Raw genomic sequence first — 16,115 nt, forward strand, 5'->3', positions numbered from 1 at the left:
CCGGTTTTCATTTTTGGGAGACATTCCCTTAGTTCCCCACATAACAAATTACTCAAGGAGAGAGCAGTGCCTGTAGTTGAAAATCTGAAACTGGCCGAAAAGCTGCGCAACGGCGAAGCGACATTCGGCACGACATTCTACACCGGTTCGACGACAGCAATCGAAGTTGCTGGCAACTGGGGTCTGGATTTCGCATTCATTGATGCCGAACATACGCCGGTCAATGTCGATACGCACATGGAAAAGCTGGTGATGGCAGCACTTCTGTCGGGCATCGCGCCGTTGGTCCGTGTTCGCGGCACCAATGAATGGGATATCCGCAAGTCGCTTGAAATCGGCGCAACCGGCGTTATCGTGCCACAGGTTAATACGGCTGAGCAGGCCCGCGCTATCGTGCGCGCCGCAAAATTCCCGCCTTATGGTCGTCGTGGTGGTGATGCGTCCTGCCGTGCCGCAGGCTTTGCCGGACCGGGCTTTCAATGGTCGTCCTACATGGAGCGCGAGAACGCTAATAAGCTCGTAATCCCAATGGCTGAAAGCTTTGAATTCTTCGACAATATCGATGAAATTCTCGACGTCGAAGGCATCGATGTCATCAATTTCGGCCCGGCTGATTACTCAATCTCGCGCCGCATTTCCATCGACTATTCAATGTCCCATCCGGAAGTCGATGAGAAGCTGAGCGAGCTGATCGAGAAGTGCCATGCGCGCGACATCAAGGTGATGGCGCCATGCATTCCGCCGGTTGCTGAAAGCGTGACTGCGCTCAAGAAAAAGGGCGTGGACATGATCATCATGGGCAATGACGTGATGTTCCTCAATGAAGGAAACCGTCGCGCACGCGAAGCCATCGACACATCGGCCAAGGCATAAAATCTGCGAGGAGAACACGACAATGACTGATATTTTTAGCGTGAAAGACCGTGTAGCGGTCGTAACGGGAGGTCTTGGGCAGCTGGGAACGCAGTTTTCCAAGTCGCTGGCCGAAGCTGGTGCCAAAGTGGCAATCTTCAGCCGCCGCCCGTTCACGCGTGAGCAGATTGCGGAAAAGTTCCCCGGACTTGAAGACCGCATCCGTGTCTATGAAGCAAGCGTCACCGATAAAGCTGCACTGGAAGCTGCGGCCAAACAGCTGATCGCCGATTGGGGTGTACCGCATGTGCTCGTCAACAATGCGGGCATCGATTCAAAGCCGGATGGTTCAGCAGAGCAGAATGCACCGTTTGAGGTCTATCCGCAGAAATTCTGGGATGACATCATCGATACCAATCTTACAGGCGTTATGCTGACCAGCCAGGTTATCGGCAGTCACATGGCATCTGAAGGTCGGGGTTCGATCATCAATGTAGGTTCGATCTATGGTCTGGTTTCACCCAATCAGGCACTATACGCCTATCGTGAAAAGCGCGACGGCGTTCCCTTTATCAAGGCGATTTCCTATGCGGCTTCCAAGTCCGGCCTCATCAATCTCACGCGCTATCTTGGCACCTATTGGGGTGAAAAGAACGTTCGTGTGAACCTGATCTCGTTCGGTGGCGTGAAGACGGCAAGCTTCGATAAGGAATTCATTGATGCATTCCTTGATCGTGTGCCAATGCGTCGTCAGGCTGAAATCAATGAGTATAACGGAATCATCCGGTTCCTGGCATCGGACGCGTCGTCTTACATGACAGGGTCGAATGTTGTGGTTGATGGCGGCTTTACCGCTTGGTAATTGTTGAGGTTTTCCCTGACTGAATGGGAGCCGGATTTGCGTGCGAATATGTCGAAAACTTGACATATAATGCGATTTTACATATGACATATGTCATAACTCTAATCTAAAAAGAAGTACCTTCTTTCGGGCTTCGGAGCTGTAAAATGGTGATAGGTTCGGTCTCCCCACACGTCGATCGCGGCAAGCTGCATATGCATATTGTTGCAACGATCGAGGCACGCATTCTGTCAGGGGAACTTCAAGTCGGAGAGCGCCTTCCATCTGAAGCGGAAATTGGCAGGACATTCGGTGTCAGCACACGATCCGTTCGCGAAGCGATGCAGGTTCTTGAGACCAAAGGTCTTGTGCGCCGCAAGCATGGCGAGCGAGCCGAGGTGGTGCGGGATGATGTGGGTGAATTCATGGATTCTCTCGTTTCGTCTGTCGGATCACTCTTTGCGCGTGATGCATCCTATCTCGTTCAGGCGATGGATGTACGTCGTCTGATCGAAGTAGATGTGGCTGGGCGTCTTGCTTCGGGCGAGGGGCAGTTGCGCGATGGTGTAACTGCAGCGCTCGATGTCATGCGTCAGTCTGCCGGGGATAATGACTTTTCCCGCTTCGCCGAAGGCGATGCGGCCTTTCATAGGGCGCTGGTTCAGTCTTTGGGCAATGAAATTCTCTCTTCCTTACATGCAAACCTGCACTCGCTGATTTCAGAAGTGATCAAGGTTTCAAGCCGGGTCCCGCGCAAGAAGTTGAGTGCGGGGCTTGCAGAACATGAAAATATTTACGGGCTGATCGCAGCAGGTAAAGCCGGTGACGCGCGCGAAGCAATGCGCGAACACATCACCAACAGTACGGCTTATCTCGAACAGGCGATCAGACAATCCAGAAACAGGCCCGAAACGGGCTAAAACGGAAGAACAAAACAATGAGCAGCTATGATTATTCGCGCGTCAACCGGGATGCCATCAAGCGTCTTTCGCGCTGGTACTCCGGCGACATTCAGGACGTCATGGACAAGCACGGCTTCTATGGCTTTCTGCAGGGCATCAGTCTGCAAAGCGTGTTGAAGCCGGGTCAGGTTATCTGCGGTCCCGTCCATACCGTTCTTTATGAAAAGAGCACACGGACTGGTCAGCCACAGGATGTTTATCACGGCACGATCGATACCGTTGTTGAAGGTGGCATTCTGCTGGTGGATGCCTCTTGTGCCGAAGGTTCGGGTACGGGCGAACTGATGTCGACAGGCGCAAAGACTGCAGGCGCTGCAGCAACCATCGTCCATGGTACTGTGCGCGACATCGCCGAAGTGAAGAAACTCGATTACCCGCTGTTCGCGCGCGGTGTGAGCCCGGTCGGTGTATCAGGACGGATGGAGCCTACCAAGTCGCAGGTTGAGCTGAACATCAATGGCGTCCGCGTGCGTCCGGGCGATGTGATCTTCGCTGATATCTCCGGCGTTGTGGTTATCCCGGAAGAACTGGTTGCCGTTATAGCGGATGATGCAGATGCCAATGGCGATGGTGAAATCCAATGCCGTGAACGCATTTTGTCGGGTGAGAAGCTGCAGAGCGTCTGGCCTTTGGGATCAACCGGTCCGGTCTGATCGGCAGTTGAACTGCTTGTTGAGGACAGAGCATCGGTTCCAGAGGAGGAAACCACATGCAGGATATCATTCTTGTCGCTAACGGCGACTTGCGTGAAAGCGCGAATATTCAATGCTGGCCGGAACAGGCCAATATGGAAAGCCGCCTGATTGCAGCCATCGAAAAGCTGGGCCGGAAAGCATCGCGCGGACATGACGTTGATCCAAAAACCGGCCACGGTTTCATCGCAACACAAAGGCAGGGCATTGAGGTTTTCTCCAAGATTGACCGCGATGCACCGCTGATTGTCGCGGAAGCAGTCTGGCAATATTCGCAGAGTATTCTTGCCGGATTGATTGCTCATCGCGGACCAATCCTGACTGTGGCCAACTGGTCGGGAACCTATCCCGGCTTGGTTGGGCTACTCAATCTCAACGGCTCGCTGACCAAAGCAGGCGTCGAATATGCATCACTCTGGAGCGAAGATTTCACGGATCAGTGGTTTCTCGACAAGCTTGATGAGTGGCTGAAAACCGGTGAGATTGTCTCTCACGATACGTCCCATGTGAAGCCGTTTAACAACACGAATGTGCCGCCGCATCTCGTCGAACAAGCTTCGCATATTGCCAAAGACCTCATTGAAAACCGATCCATTATGGGCATTTTCGATGAGGGCTGTATGGGCATGTATAATGCGATCATCCCCGATGAACTGTTGTTCCCATTGGGCGTTTTCAAAGAGCGCCTTTCGCAGTCAGCGCTTTATCATGCGGCAATCAATGTTTCGCAGGAAGATGCCTGGCAGGCTTATCAATGGTTGCTCGATGCCGGGATGACCTTTCATCTTGGCACAGACGATGCGCAGGAACTGACGGAAGCGCAGGTGCTCGGTCAATGTCAGACTTATATTGCCGCTGTGCGCATGGCAGATCAGTTTGGGTGCGAGACAATCGGTATTCAGTATCAGCAGGGTTTGAGAGATTTGCTCCCAGCATCCGATTTGGTCGAAGGGTTGCTCAACAATGAAGATCGTCCGCCCGTGTGCAATGCGGAAGGGGAGATCATCCGTGACGGTAAGGCCGTGGTTCACTTCAATGAGGTGGATGAATGTGCAGGCCTTGATGCGCTGATGATCAATCGTCTGCACCGCGTGCTTGGGGAACCTGTCGAGACGACGCTCCATGATCTGCGTTGGGGTGATGAGGATCGCGGTGGCACAACGGACGAATATGTCTGGGTGTTCGAGATTTCAGGTGCTGCACCACCGGCCCATCATGAGGGCGGTTATCACGGCTCGGATTCTGTGCGCCAGCCTCCGATGTTCTTTGCCAAAGGTGGTGGAACTCTGCGCGGCATTGCTAAGCCGGGTGAACTCATATGGTCGCGTATCTATGTTGAAGACGGGCGTCTCAAAATGGATATCGGTCGGGGAAAAGCGGTGTCGCTCTCTTCGGAAGAGACCGAAAGGCGCTGGGATCTCACCAATCGCGAATGGCCGATGATGCATGGTGTGCTTTATGGCGTAACCCGCGACCAGATGATGGCGCGCCACAAGGCCAACCATATCCAGGTGGTCTATGCGCGTGATGTGTCTGCCGCTGATAACGCAATGCTGGCCAAGGCCAGTCTTGCGCATCAGCTGGGCATTGAGGTTCATCTCTGCGGGACACGCGCAAACGGTTCTTCGCTACAATAGGCCAGCAAAAAACCGGTTCCGATTTTCTGGCTGATGTTGTAGCCAAGACGTTGCATGGTGCGCTGATTTTGGCGCGCCATGCTTGCATGGGAGGCGTAAGGTGGACGTATTTCTGGGTGTTGATGTCGGCACGGGTAGCGCACGGGCAGGGCTGTTTACACGCGATGGAGAACTGCTTGCGAGTGCGAAGCAAAATATCCGCATGTGGAAGCAGGGCTCGGATATCGTCGAGCAATCCTCGGAAGATATCTGGCAGGCTGTTTGCAATTCTGTTGCGGAAGCACTGAAGCAGGCGAAAGTTGCCCCGGAATCCGTCAAAGGCATTGGCTTTGACGGCACCTGTTCGCTGGTTATTCTCGACAAAAGCGGCAACCCATTGTCCGCGAGCCCTGCAGGAGAAGCGGAACGAAATATCATCGTCTGGATGGATCACCGTGCCCGCGAGCAAGCTGAACGCATCAACGCCACAGCCCATCCCGTTTTGAGATATGTAGGTGGTCGCATTTCGCCAGAAATGGAAACGCCGAAGCTGCTCTGGTTGAAGGAAAACAACCCCGAGACTTTCAATGCCGCCAGCCTTTTCTTTGATTTGCCTGATTATCTCACCTATCGCGCAACTGGTAGCCATTCGCGCTCACTGTGCACGGTGGTCTGCAAATGGACCTATCTTGGCCATGAAAAGCGCTGGGATGAAGATTATTTCCGCGCCATCGGTCTTGGTATGCTGGCCGATGAAGGCTTTGCCCGCATAGGCACTGACATCGTCGATATTGCTACCCCTCTGGGGCAAGGCTTGACTGAGCAGGCTGCAAAGGAACTTGGGCTTCTTGCCGGTACGGCTGTGGGCGCGTCTCTTATCGATGCCCATGCAGGTGGCGTAGGCACGATTGCAGGCAGCGCGGATGGCGACAGCGCTGTCGATATGCGCTCGCGACTGGCACTGATTATCGGCACTTCTGCCTGCACGATGAGTGTTACCGAGAAGCCTGCCTTTGTGGATGGTGTATGGGGCCCTTATTGGGGTGCAATGATGCCTGGCCTCTGGCTCAATGAAGGCGGGCAGTCGGCATTTGGTGCAGCGACTGATTATCTGGTTGGTATGCACCCTTACAAGGCGGAGGCCGAGAAGGAAGCGACAGCCAAAGGCCTGTCGTTACTCGATTATCTTGAACAACTTGCTATCGATGCTGCGGGCGAGCTTTCAAAAGTGGCGCTTCTGGCAAAGGGGCTTCATGTCGTGCCGGAGTTTTTGGGCAATCGTGCGCCAGATGCCGATCCCGAAGCCACTGGCACGATCACGGGTATCAAGCTTGATGCATCCCGCGAGAATCTGGTTCATCTGTTCGTCGCGGGCCTTTGCGGACTTGCTTACGGCACAGCAGACATTCTAGACGCACTGACTGCCAAGGATATTCCCATCCGCACGATAATCGTCAGTGGAGGTGCTGCACGAAGCCCGCTCATGCGCCGGATATTGGCCGATGCAACGGGACTGGAAGTGGCCCTGCCGACTTCCGCAGAACCGGTTCTTCTTGGCTCTGGCATTGCAGGTGCGAGCGCTTTTGAGAAAAGCGATTTGTCTCAGGTTGCTGCCAGCATGAGCGCCATTGCTGAAACGATCCAGCCGCAGAAAGGCCTGATCAGTGAGTTTCACGCTGCCAAGCGCGATATCTACAAAGATCTTAAGCGCAGCGAGCTCGCTGCGCGTCGGTTAATGCAGAAGTTCTGATCGGGATTATTTCCCTGCCTTCGGCGCTTTGAAGGCGGGAAGCGGGTAAGTTTTGCCAAGAACGATCCCCGCTTCTCGCAAAACGTTTTCCGGCGCCGCAAACGGCTTGTGGATCCAGCGATCTGGCAGGGATGCGATTTCCGGCACCCATTCGCGCACATAGGCACCACCGGTGTCGAACTTATCACCCTGTAGAACGGGATTGAACACGCGGAAATAGGGGGCCGCATCCATGCCGCATCCAGCAACCCATTGCCAGCTTCCCGGATTGCTGGCGATATCGGCATCAACCAGCGTATCCCAGAACCATTTTTCGCCGTCACGCCAGTCGATTTGCATGTTTTTGCTCAACACTGATGCCACCAGCATTCGCACGCGGTTATGCATCCAGCCCGTCGCCCAAAGCTGACGCATACCGGCATCGATCATCGGAATGCCGGTATTGCCCTTCTTCCACGCCTCCAGTGCTTGCGGGTTACTTTGCCACTGAACATCGGCAAGTGTATCGCGCATATCGTTTTCGGCAATGTCAGGACGATAATAGAGCTGGTGATAATGGAAGTCGCGCCAGATCAGTTCGGAAAGAAACTTCTCGCCGCCCGTTTGCGTATCAGGATGCTCATCCATCAAGGATAGTGTGGCGTACCACGCCTGCCTTGGACTAATCTCACCAAAGCGAAGATGGGGTGAGAGTTTCGACGTTCCTTCGACATCAGGCCGGTCACGATCACCTGCATAGTTGCGAATAGTCTCATCGAAGAAATGATATAACTGATCAATGGCAGCCGCTTCGCCTATTTCCCACAAACCATTCATCTTTTTTGACCAGAACGGTTGCTTATAAACTTCCCGCTCTGGCTTGTGCTTGATGGTTGCCCGATCGGACTTCCAGTCAGATGCGGAAAGCGGACGGTTCACGCCTTGCTGGCGCAGCGTCCTCGCATAGGGCGTGAAGACCTGATAAGGACCACCACCGCCGGTCTTGATTTCCCATGGCTCGGAGAGAAGATTGCCAGCAAAGGATTCAACATTCAGTCCTTTGTCTTTCAATGTGGATTTGACAATCGCATCAATATCCCGCTCCTGTGGAGCATAGCGCCGGTTCCAGAACACGGCATCAAAGCCGTTTTCCTCGATCAGCTTTTCGATGATATCGAGCGCCTCGCCTCGCGCCACAAGCAGTTCAACATTGCGTTCGTTGAGGCCTTTTTCAAGCGAGTTGAGGCTTTGCTCCAGCCACCAGAGCACGGCACCGCCGGGGACGCGTAATAGCGGATTGGTTTCATGAACATAAAGCGCTGTGATCTTGCCACCCAGCTTAATGGCGGCATGAAGAGCAGGGTTGTCCGCAAGGCGCAGATCATTGCGCAACCAGACAAGCGCATTCGCAGTCATTGAATAATCCTTATTTGACGGGCTTCAACAGATAGTGCCCAACACCCCAGACATCGCCATTTTCATGGCCGAAGAGCCCGGCTGTTGCGAGAAAGAATAGCCGCCAGCGCCGTTCCCACAGACCAGCATCCTGCGCATAAACCTGTTGCAGAATTGGCCTGATCTGATCAATCGATTTGTCGAAATTGTTGAGCCAATCCAAAGCTGTTTGCTGATAATGCCTGCCGGACCACCGCCAATCCTGCTCGACAGTGAAAAGGTCGTCAAAGCGATGCGGAAGGTCGAAAGCTGGCATGATGCCACCGGTGAAGAAATGATGGGCTATCCAGTCGGCCGGATTTTCATGATTGAAGCGATAAGAGCGGTCGCGGTGGGTGAAAACGTGGATAAACAATTTGCCGTCCGGTGCGAGCCATCCGCGCACCCGTTCAAAGAGTGATTGCCAGTTGGACATATGCTCAAACATCTCCACCGACACCACACGATCAAAGCGCTGGTCGATGGAAAAATCGTTCATATCTGCTGTGATGACAGTCAGATTTTTAAGACCACGCGTCGTTGCCTGTGCTTCGATATAGGCGCGTTGTGGGGCGGAATTGGAAACTGAAACAACGTGGGAATTGGGGAAGTTCTCGGCAAGATAAAGCGAGAGTGAACCCCAGCCGCAGCCAAGTTCCAGAATATTCATGCCGTCCCGGATATCGGCATGGCGCACAGTTTCACTGAGCGCATAGGTTTCGGCCTGCTCAAGAGTGGTGGTTTTATCGGGATATAGACAACAGGAATATTTGCGCTGCGGTCCCAGCGCCAGTTCAAAGAAACGCGGGGGCAGTTCATAATGTTGGCGATTTGCATCATCGGTATGGGTGGCAACAGGAAAATTCTTCATGGTTTGAAGAAAGTCCTGTTCGATGTCTTCCGGCGTTTCCGCCAGCCGCCGCTTGGTGCGGCCACAAAGATAATCAATACCCGCTAAAGTGATCGTATCACTCAAAGGAACGCGTTCCGCTGCATTGATTGCATATGCCAGCATGTTCATGTTCAGGCTCCTGATCTTGTGGGGCTTTTTCGGGGTCCGGGGAAAAACGCATTCACGCGGTGTTGGAGCGCGCGGAATTTTTCACCGCGCGATTTCAGCATGTGTTCTTCGAGTGGCGGTATGCCGGAGACATGCACCAGCAGCCAATACATCTGGATAGGTGCGAGAAGCGACAGCCAGCTCCATGGCGAGGCTGTGATTGCCATCAACGGCCACGCACACCAGAACAGCCATTCAAAGAAATAGTTTGGATGCCGTGAATAGGCCCAGAGGCCGGTTTCACAAACTTCAGTTTTGGCTTCTGGCGTTTTGCGAAACTGCGCGAGCTGCGCGTCAGACAGTGCTTCACCCGCAAGTGCTATAGCGATGATTACAACCGCGATAATGTCCCAAAAATGCGGAAAATCAGGACTGCTTACTGCCGCCAGATAGACAGCGAGAACCAGAAAAAATGCGGCCAAGGCTTGTATTTGCAGGAAACAGAACAGACGCTTTGAAGCATCCTTGCCCCATTCATTCATGAGCTTAGCATAACGCGGGTCTTCACCATGGCCCATGCTTCGCTGGGTGATGTGCAAGCCAAGGCGCAGTGACCACATAAGAATAAGGAGCAGTATCGCTGAACGGCGTTGCCATGACGCCTCTGCCAGAAGCACGGCGATGACAGACCCTACACCCACTGAGAACGACCAAATCGCATCGATCCAGCCGCTTTTGCCGGTCTTGCGCTCAAGCGCCCATGCAAAAACCATGATGGCAGAAAGGCTTATAGCGACAATCAAAAGCAGACCGAGTTGCATAGCGGACCTTTGGTCGTGAGTGCGTTTGCTAAATGCAATACGTTTAGTCGTGCGGTTTGGTTTCCTTAGTCCGCTGAAAAAAATGAAAAAAATTCAAGCCGCGATTGAACCAATTCCCTTCTCAAAACGTAAGACGATGAAAATGCAGCAAAGACGCTGCAGGGAGAGGGACTTATGGATATCACGAACCGTCCGGGCAGCTCTGAACGTCTCAAAGTCGCTGTTATAGGCAGTGGGATTTCCGGACTGTCTGCTGCGTGGCTCCTCTCGCAAAGCCATGACGTCACTGTGTTCGAAGCTGCCAGCCGCATCGGCGGGCATAGCAATACGGTCGAATTTTCCAGCGGCAACGGACCTGTCGCCGTCGATACGGGCTTCATTGTCTATAATGAAGTGACTTATCCCAATCTGACTGCGCTGTTTCGGACCCTCGAAGTCCCCACTGTGGCATCGAACATGTCGTTTGCTGTTTCAGTTGGGAACGGAGCTTATGAATATTCCGGCGGTACTGGCTTTGGCCTTTTTGCGCAGCGCTCCAATCTTGTCAGCCCACGCTTCTGGTCGATGATCCGCGATCTCCTACGGTTTTATCGCAATGCGCCCAAGGATTTAGCGATGATGGGCAGCATTTCGCTTGATGATTATCTGGAGCGTAATGGTTATGGCAGAGCGTTTCGTGAAGATCATCTTTATCCGATGGCGGCTGCGATCTGGTCAACGCCTGCCATGGAAGTCGGGCGCTATCCGGCTGCAAGTTTCGTTCGCTTCTGCTGCAATCATGGCCTGCTTGATCTGCGCGGTCGCCCGGTCTGGCGAACGGTGGCAGGCGGTAGCCGCGAATATGTGAAGCGGATCACGAAGCCTTATGCGGATAAGATCAGGCTTTCGACGCCAGTCAGATCAGTGCGACGTGCTGAAAATTTCGTCGAGTTGATCGACGCAGAAGGCGTTGCTTATGCGTTCGACGATGTCGTTATCGCAACCCATGCCGATCAGGCTCTGCGTATGCTTGCCGATCCGAGCGTCGAGGAAAGCCGCATTCTTGGTGCTTTCCAATATTCGCGCAATGAAGCAGTGCTTCACCACGATGCTTCATTGATGCCTAAGCGCCGCGCAGCATGGTCGAGCTGGAATTATTTGACCAATTCAGCAACGGGACCATCACAGCCCTCCATTACCTACTGGATGAACCGCTTGCAATCATTGGGGGCGGCTCCTGAGACATTCGTTACGCTCAACCCATGTCGTGCGCTGCGTGAAGATCTGGTCGTTCGCCGCGAGATTTACGAACACCCAATTTTCGATATGGCAACAGACCGGGCGCAGAAGGAAATCTGGTCTTTGCAGGGGCAGCGTCGGACATGGTTCTGCGGCGCGCATTTTGGATCCGGCTTTCATGAAGACGGCCTTCAGGCAGGTCTCGCCGTTGCTGAAGATTTGGGCGGATTGCGGCGACCATGGCAGGTAGAGCAGGAAAGCGCTCGCATTGTTCGCCATACTGTACCCATCAGGGAAAGGGCATTGGCATGAGAAACTCCTTCCAATCGGCTCTTTTTCCCGGATATGTCACGCATACACGCTTGCGGCCAAAAGTTCACAAGCTTGGCTACAAGATTTATTCGCTCTTGCTTGATCTGGATGAACTGGAAGTTCTTCACCGCAGGTTGAGGCTGTTTTCGGTCAATCGCTTCAACCTCTTTTCTTTTCGCGAGAAAGACAGAGGTAACGGTTCAGCAACGCCGTTGCGGGTCCAGGTGGAAGATGCCATGCGCGGTGCAGGCATCGAGCCGGATGGCGGCGCTATTCGGTTACTCACCATGCCACGCATTCTTGGTTGGGCGTTCAATCCTCTCAGCGTCTTCTTTTGTTATGATCGTGATGGTGATCTCACCGCTATTTTATGGGAAGTCGATAATACGTTCAGGCAGCGCCACGGCTATATGATCCCCGTTGAGGGAGAGCAGAGCGGCCGCATCGTTCAGACTTGCGACAAGGCGTTTTACGTCTCTCCCTTCATGGACATGAAGCTGCGTTACGAGTTTGAAGTGCAGCCACCAGCAGACAAGCTCACGATCAGGATTAACAGCTTCGATGATGAGGGTCTGCTGCTCACTGCGCGCCATATTGCCAAGCGGGTAGAATTGAGTGACGCGGCGCTTTTGCGCGCCTTTTTCACCATCCCGTTTCTGACATTGCGTGTTGTCGGAGGCATTCATTGGGAAGCGCTGAAAATATGGTTGAAGGGCATACGGCTTCGCAAGCGCCCGCAACCACCACAAAAGCCTATCACGCATATCCGCAACGAGAGTGCAGCGCAGAGGAATAAGGCAGCATGAGCCAGCTTGACGGTTTCTCTCATTTTCCGGCTTCGGCCTCATCTGTCCATGCGGGATTGAGCCCATCAACCCGTATATTGCGACGACTGCTCAATCAGGTCCGGCACGGCCGGCTGAACATCGTGCTGCCTTCAGGGAAGTCGGTTTCAGCACAGGGAACGGTGCCTGGCCCTGAGGCAAACATTGCAATCAAAAGCTGGCGTTCTTTGCGTCGGCTGTTGACCGGCGGCGATATCGGGTTTGCTCAGGCTTATATTGATGGGGACTGGGAAACATCTGATCTGACGTCTGTCATTCGTTTTGCTGCCCGTAATCGCGACACACTGCTTTCCACGTTGCGCGGGTCGCGATGGATGCGTCTGGTGCATCGGTTAGGGCATTTACTCAATGCCAATACAAAGCGTGGCAGCCGTAAAAACATCGAAGCACACTACGATCTCGGTAATGATTTTTACAGTCACTGGCTGGATCCTTCGATGCTTTATTCGTCGGCCATCTGGAATGAGAAAACGCATACACTTGAAACTGCGCAGGAAAATAAGTTGCAGTGCATTAGGGAAAAGCTCGCGCTTGAAGGCGGCGAAAAAATTCTGGAAATTGGCTGTGGTTGGGGCGCGCTGGCGGGTTATTTGGCAGAGCATGGTGATGCTTATGTAACCGGCATTACTCTGTCACCGTCACAGCTTGCATGGGCGAATGCAGGGGTGGCTGAGGTTGGTCAAAGCGAGGCGGTCGATCTGCGATTGCAGGACTATCGCGATGTTGAAGGCCAGTTCGACCGTATCGTTTCCATCGAAATGTTTGAAGCAGTCGGTGAAGCCTATTGGCCCGACTATTTCGCGACGCTGAAGCGTTGTCTCAAGGCGGATGGACGAGCGGTATTGCAGATCATCTCGATTGAGGATGCCCGCTTTGATGATTACCGCCGTAAGGCCGATTTCATTCAGAAGTTCATTTTTCCGGGTGGTTTTCTGCCTTCAGACAAGGTGCTTGAACGACATCTCGACAAAGCGGGTCTGGTGCTGAAAGAAGTGGAACACTTCGGTCATTCCTATGCTCAGACCCTCGCAGAATGGCGCTATCGTTTTGTGTCCAACTGGTCGGAAATCGAAAAGCTGGGCTTTGATCATCGGTTCCGGCGGCTGTGGGAATATTACCTTTGTTATTGCGAAGGCGGGTTTGAAGAAGGTGCGATCAATGTCGGCCTTTATACGATCGAACATCAATAAATATCGGGTCCACTGATGCAGGAGGCGTCGATGAAATGGATACTGACGATTACCATGCTGCTGCTGTTACTTCCCTTCTCGGCGCAGGCTGCCGATATTGGCGGCAACTGGGCGCGTGGCGATGGTAAGGCACGGGTTAGCATAGCGGAATGCGGCAAGGATATCTGCGCCACCAATACGTGGATAAAGCCCGGTACGGCGAAGGAGAAGACCGGCGACCGATTGGTCATGAGCATCAATCAAACTGCGGATGGCCAATATTCCGGCACTGCCTTCGATCCGCAGCGCAATCTGACTTACAAGATCAGTGTCAAAGTGGATGGTGATAAAATGACAACCAATGGCTGCGTTCTGGCAGGTCTTTTGTGCCGAAATGTGGGTTGGTCCCGCATCAACTGAGAGGGCGATGATATTGATGAAAACCTATCTCACGGCCTATCTGGTTACAGCAATCGCCTTTCTGGCAATTGATTCAGTCTGGCTTTCCAACATGGCAAATGTGTTTTATCGCCCCGTTATGGGCGACATGCTGGCGCCCAGTTTTCGACTGGCACCGGCTATTGTTTTTTATGTGATTTTCGTTTTCGGACTGGTGTTTTTTGCAGTACGCCCCGGCCTTCTGGCTGGTAGCGCCACAGTCACACTCGTTCATGGTGCGCTTTTAGGGTTCGTTGCCTATGCGACTTATGATTTGACCAATCAGGCGACATTAAAGAACTGGTCGTGGACTCTGACGATTGCCGACTTGATCTGGGGCACTGTCCTCTCCGCCGTGTCTGCCTATATTGGCTATTGGGTCACGTCGCGGATCAGCGGATAGATTGGAATAAGCATATGCAGAAATTGGGTCTTCTAGCCGTCTTTGCCTTTGTCATTGTTGTCATAGGAATGGCAATCGGCATCGGTTTTCCGCCGGGCGAATGGTATGCATCTTTACAGAAGCCATGGTTTACGCCGCCCAATGCAGCCTTCGGTCCGATCTGGACAATATTGTATATCTTCATCGCCATCGCCGGTTGGCGTACATGGATAAGCGATACGGGCTGGCAGCGCCGTGGCCCTTGGTTTGGTCAGATGGTGCTGAATTTTCTCTGGTCACCGATCTTCTTCGGAGCGCATCTGACAGTGCTCGGACTGGTCGTTATCATTGGCGTTTGGGCCTGTGTGCTGTTGTTTATCATTCGGGCATGGCAGCCGGACCGCATATCGGCGCTGTTGTTCGTGCCTTATCTTGTATGGCTATCGCTTGCGACTGCTTTGAACGCAGCAATTATCGTCCTCAACTGAATGAGAATAAAGGCGGCAGAAATGCCGCCTTTATTCCTGGAGCATTTTGATCTGATTGAACGCGATCAGCGCTCTAAATTCCGATCAGAGGCTGAACCATACGCATCAGCCAGCTCTGGAACTTGAGTGGCGCATCGGTAACCGCAAGACATATGCAATCACCACCGGGTGAAGCAATCGGCTGATGCACCAGCTCGGCATCGGCTTCCTCGATGTCGCCCCGCGCAAAGAGCCCGGTTCCATCGTGGAAACTGCCGCTGAGTACCAGCGTCAGCTCGCGTCCGCCGTGACCATGTTCCGGCACAGGTTTACCAGCTGGGATTCTAAGCAGACGCACATTGGTCTCACCATCATTGATCGCGATGGGAACCTGATATGCACCACGCCCCAGCGACCGCCATTTCAGGTCCGGAAGATCACCACCAACATAAGACCTAAGCGGCTCAGGCAGAATTGCGGGTGCTGCAATCGGAGCTGATGATACTATTGGTTGTGATGCGCCTGGGGATGGCTTTGCAAGCTTGCTTTTAATCGCGTCCCACGAACCCTCTTTGATTTCTTGTGGTGCAACTGTTTCCAGAAGCTGTCCGCCGATATGTTCAAAGTGTTTCAAGCGGGACCTGCACGCAGGGCAAAGTGCAAGATGCGTTGCGACAGCAATGCTCCAGCCTTCGGCGAGTGTGCCCGCTGCATAGCTCGAAAGAAGATCGTCGCTGAGATGATGTTTGATGTTCATCAGCTTTGTCCCGAATTATCGAGCGCTGCGCGCAATTTGCTGAACGCAAGCCGCAAACGGGATTTTACGGTGCCCAAAGGAAGATTGAGCTTTTTTGCAATCGCGCTGTGTGTGCTTTCTTCAAAATAAGCGAGCTCCAGCAAGGTGCATTGTTCTTTTGGCAAATCTGCCATCGCAGCACGCAACTGACGTGCCGATTGCTGCTCGGCGATCTTCAAATCGGCGGGTTGTTCTTCATCTGGCACAAAGGCTGGATCTGTAGGGTCAAATTCAGGGCGCCGGGTACGTCGAACTGCATCAATGCGCTGGTTGCGTGCGATCGTGAAGATCCAGGTCGACAAGGCTCCTTTTGAAAAATCAAACTGGTCTGCCTTGTTCCAGACCGTAATCATGGTCTCTTGCATCAATTCTTCCGCTGTTTGCGTATCGGCAGACAGTTTGGCCATATAGGCTTTAACGCGCGGTGCGAAATGTTTGAAAATCGCCTCAAATGCGTCCACGTCACGCCGAGAACTGACCGCCAGCATCAATTCCTCCAGAGAGGGCTGATTTTGAGAAGCAGTCCGTTCGTTCATCCTTA

The 16,115-nt window shown here is 53.2% G+C and carries 17 protein-coding genes; 12 read left to right on the top strand and 5 right to left on the bottom strand.

Features of this window, described 5'->3' with window-relative positions:
* The first annotated feature begins 66 nt into the window (after positions 1 to 66).
* The 6 genes from CEV32_RS08080 to CEV32_RS08105 all read left to right on the top strand — a co-directional run bounded on the left by CEV32_RS08080 (position 67) and on the right by CEV32_RS08105 (position 6,713).
* Positions 67 to 873 carry an HpcH/HpaI aldolase family protein gene (locus tag CEV32_RS08080; protein ID WP_094576063.1) on the top strand — a complete coding sequence of 269 codons (807 nt, stop codon included), beginning with the start codon at positions 67 to 69 and terminating at the stop codon, positions 871 to 873.
* A gap of 22 nt (positions 874 to 895) precedes the next feature.
* Positions 896 to 1,714, top strand: coding sequence for an SDR family oxidoreductase (locus CEV32_RS08085; protein ID WP_094576065.1), 819 nt, complete (start codon positions 896 to 898; stop codon positions 1,712 to 1,714).
* 146 nt (positions 1,715 to 1,860) lie between these two features.
* Positions 1,861 to 2,613 carry a FadR/GntR family transcriptional regulator gene (locus tag CEV32_RS08090; protein WP_094576066.1) on the top strand — a complete coding sequence of 251 codons (753 nt, stop codon included), beginning with the start codon at positions 1,861 to 1,863 and terminating at the stop codon, positions 2,611 to 2,613.
* Between the two features lie 17 nt (positions 2,614 to 2,630).
* Entirely contained in the window at positions 2,631 to 3,308 is a 678-nt protein-coding gene (locus CEV32_RS08095; protein WP_094576068.1) for an RraA family protein, read from the top strand.
* A gap of 56 nt (positions 3,309 to 3,364) precedes the next feature.
* Entirely contained in the window at positions 3,365 to 4,984 is a 1,620-nt protein-coding gene (locus CEV32_RS08100) for a fucose isomerase (RefSeq protein WP_094576070.1), read from the top strand.
* Between the two features lie 100 nt (positions 4,985 to 5,084).
* A complete protein-coding gene (locus CEV32_RS08105; RefSeq protein WP_094576071.1) occupies positions 5,085 to 6,713 on the top strand; it encodes an FGGY-family carbohydrate kinase in 1,629 nt (542 codons plus the stop codon).
* Positions 6,714 to 6,719: 6 nt separating this feature from the next.
* Here the strand turns inward: CEV32_RS08105 and CEV32_RS08110 are convergent, their stop codons facing one another.
* From CEV32_RS08110 to CEV32_RS08120, 3 genes are read right to left on the bottom strand one after another with little or no spacing between them, the layout of a single operon-like run.
* Positions 6,720 to 8,108, bottom strand: a complete 1,389-nt coding sequence (locus tag CEV32_RS08110; RefSeq protein ID WP_094576073.1) for a cryptochrome/photolyase family protein — start codon at positions 8,106 to 8,108, stop codon at positions 6,720 to 6,722.
* 10 nt (positions 8,109 to 8,118) lie between these two features.
* A complete protein-coding gene (locus tag CEV32_RS08115) occupies positions 8,119 to 9,147 on the bottom strand; it encodes an SAM-dependent methyltransferase (RefSeq protein ID WP_094576074.1) in 1,029 nt (342 codons plus the stop codon).
* 2 nt (positions 9,148 to 9,149) lie between these two features.
* The gene (locus tag CEV32_RS08120; RefSeq protein WP_094576076.1) at positions 9,150 to 9,947 is read right to left on the bottom strand and encodes a DUF1295 domain-containing protein; all 798 of its coding nucleotides are present in this window, start codon (positions 9,945 to 9,947) and stop codon (positions 9,150 to 9,152) included.
* Positions 9,948 to 10,121: 174 nt separating this feature from the next.
* Here CEV32_RS08120 and CEV32_RS08125 point away from each other — a divergent pair, with 174 nt between their 5' ends.
* The 6 genes from CEV32_RS08125 to CEV32_RS08150 are packed head-to-tail and all read left to right on the top strand — an operon-like array spanning position 10,122 to position 14,799.
* A complete protein-coding gene (locus tag CEV32_RS08125) occupies positions 10,122 to 11,477 on the top strand; it encodes an NAD(P)/FAD-dependent oxidoreductase (RefSeq protein ID WP_094576078.1) in 1,356 nt (451 codons plus the stop codon).
* Positions 11,474 to 12,283 (top strand): DUF1365 domain-containing protein, encoded by an 810-nt coding sequence (locus CEV32_RS08130; RefSeq protein WP_094576079.1) that lies wholly within the window; start codon positions 11,474 to 11,476, stop codon positions 12,281 to 12,283. The genes CEV32_RS08125 and CEV32_RS08130 overlap by 4 nt, the downstream gene beginning before the upstream one ends.
* Positions 12,280 to 13,512 (top strand): SAM-dependent methyltransferase, encoded by a 1,233-nt coding sequence (locus CEV32_RS08135; protein ID WP_094576081.1) that lies wholly within the window; start codon positions 12,280 to 12,282, stop codon positions 13,510 to 13,512. Before CEV32_RS08130 ends, CEV32_RS08135 begins: the two co-directional genes overlap by 4 nt.
* 30 nt (positions 13,513 to 13,542) lie before the next feature.
* Positions 13,543 to 13,911, top strand: coding sequence for a DUF2147 domain-containing protein (locus tag CEV32_RS08140; RefSeq protein WP_094576083.1), 369 nt, complete (start codon positions 13,543 to 13,545; stop codon positions 13,909 to 13,911).
* 16 nt (positions 13,912 to 13,927) lie between these two features.
* On the top strand, positions 13,928 to 14,332 hold the full coding sequence (locus CEV32_RS08145) for a DUF2177 family protein (RefSeq protein ID WP_094576473.1): 405 nt from the start codon (positions 13,928 to 13,930) through the stop codon (positions 14,330 to 14,332).
* 14 nt (positions 14,333 to 14,346) lie between these two features.
* The gene (locus CEV32_RS08150; RefSeq protein WP_094576085.1) at positions 14,347 to 14,799 is read left to right on the top strand and encodes a TspO/MBR family protein; all 453 of its coding nucleotides are present in this window, start codon (positions 14,347 to 14,349) and stop codon (positions 14,797 to 14,799) included.
* Between the two features lie 73 nt (positions 14,800 to 14,872).
* On the opposite strand, the gene CEV32_RS08155 is transcribed toward CEV32_RS08150, so the two are convergent.
* Both CEV32_RS08155 and CEV32_RS08160 read right to left on the bottom strand, forming a co-directional pair.
* Positions 14,873 to 15,535 carry a ChrR family anti-sigma-E factor gene (locus CEV32_RS08155; protein WP_094576087.1) on the bottom strand — a complete coding sequence of 221 codons (663 nt, stop codon included), beginning with the start codon at positions 15,533 to 15,535 and terminating at the stop codon, positions 14,873 to 14,875.
* The gene (locus tag CEV32_RS08160; protein ID WP_094576475.1) at positions 15,535 to 16,074 is read right to left on the bottom strand and encodes a sigma-70 family RNA polymerase sigma factor; all 540 of its coding nucleotides are present in this window, start codon (positions 16,072 to 16,074) and stop codon (positions 15,535 to 15,537) included. The genes CEV32_RS08155 and CEV32_RS08160 overlap by 1 nt, the downstream gene beginning before the upstream one ends.
* Positions 16,075 to 16,115: the final 41 nt, after the last annotated feature.

It is taken from the genome of Brucella rhizosphaerae (genome assembly GCF_002252475.1).
GTDB lineage: Bacteria > Pseudomonadota > Alphaproteobacteria > Rhizobiales > Rhizobiaceae > Brucella > Brucella rhizosphaerae.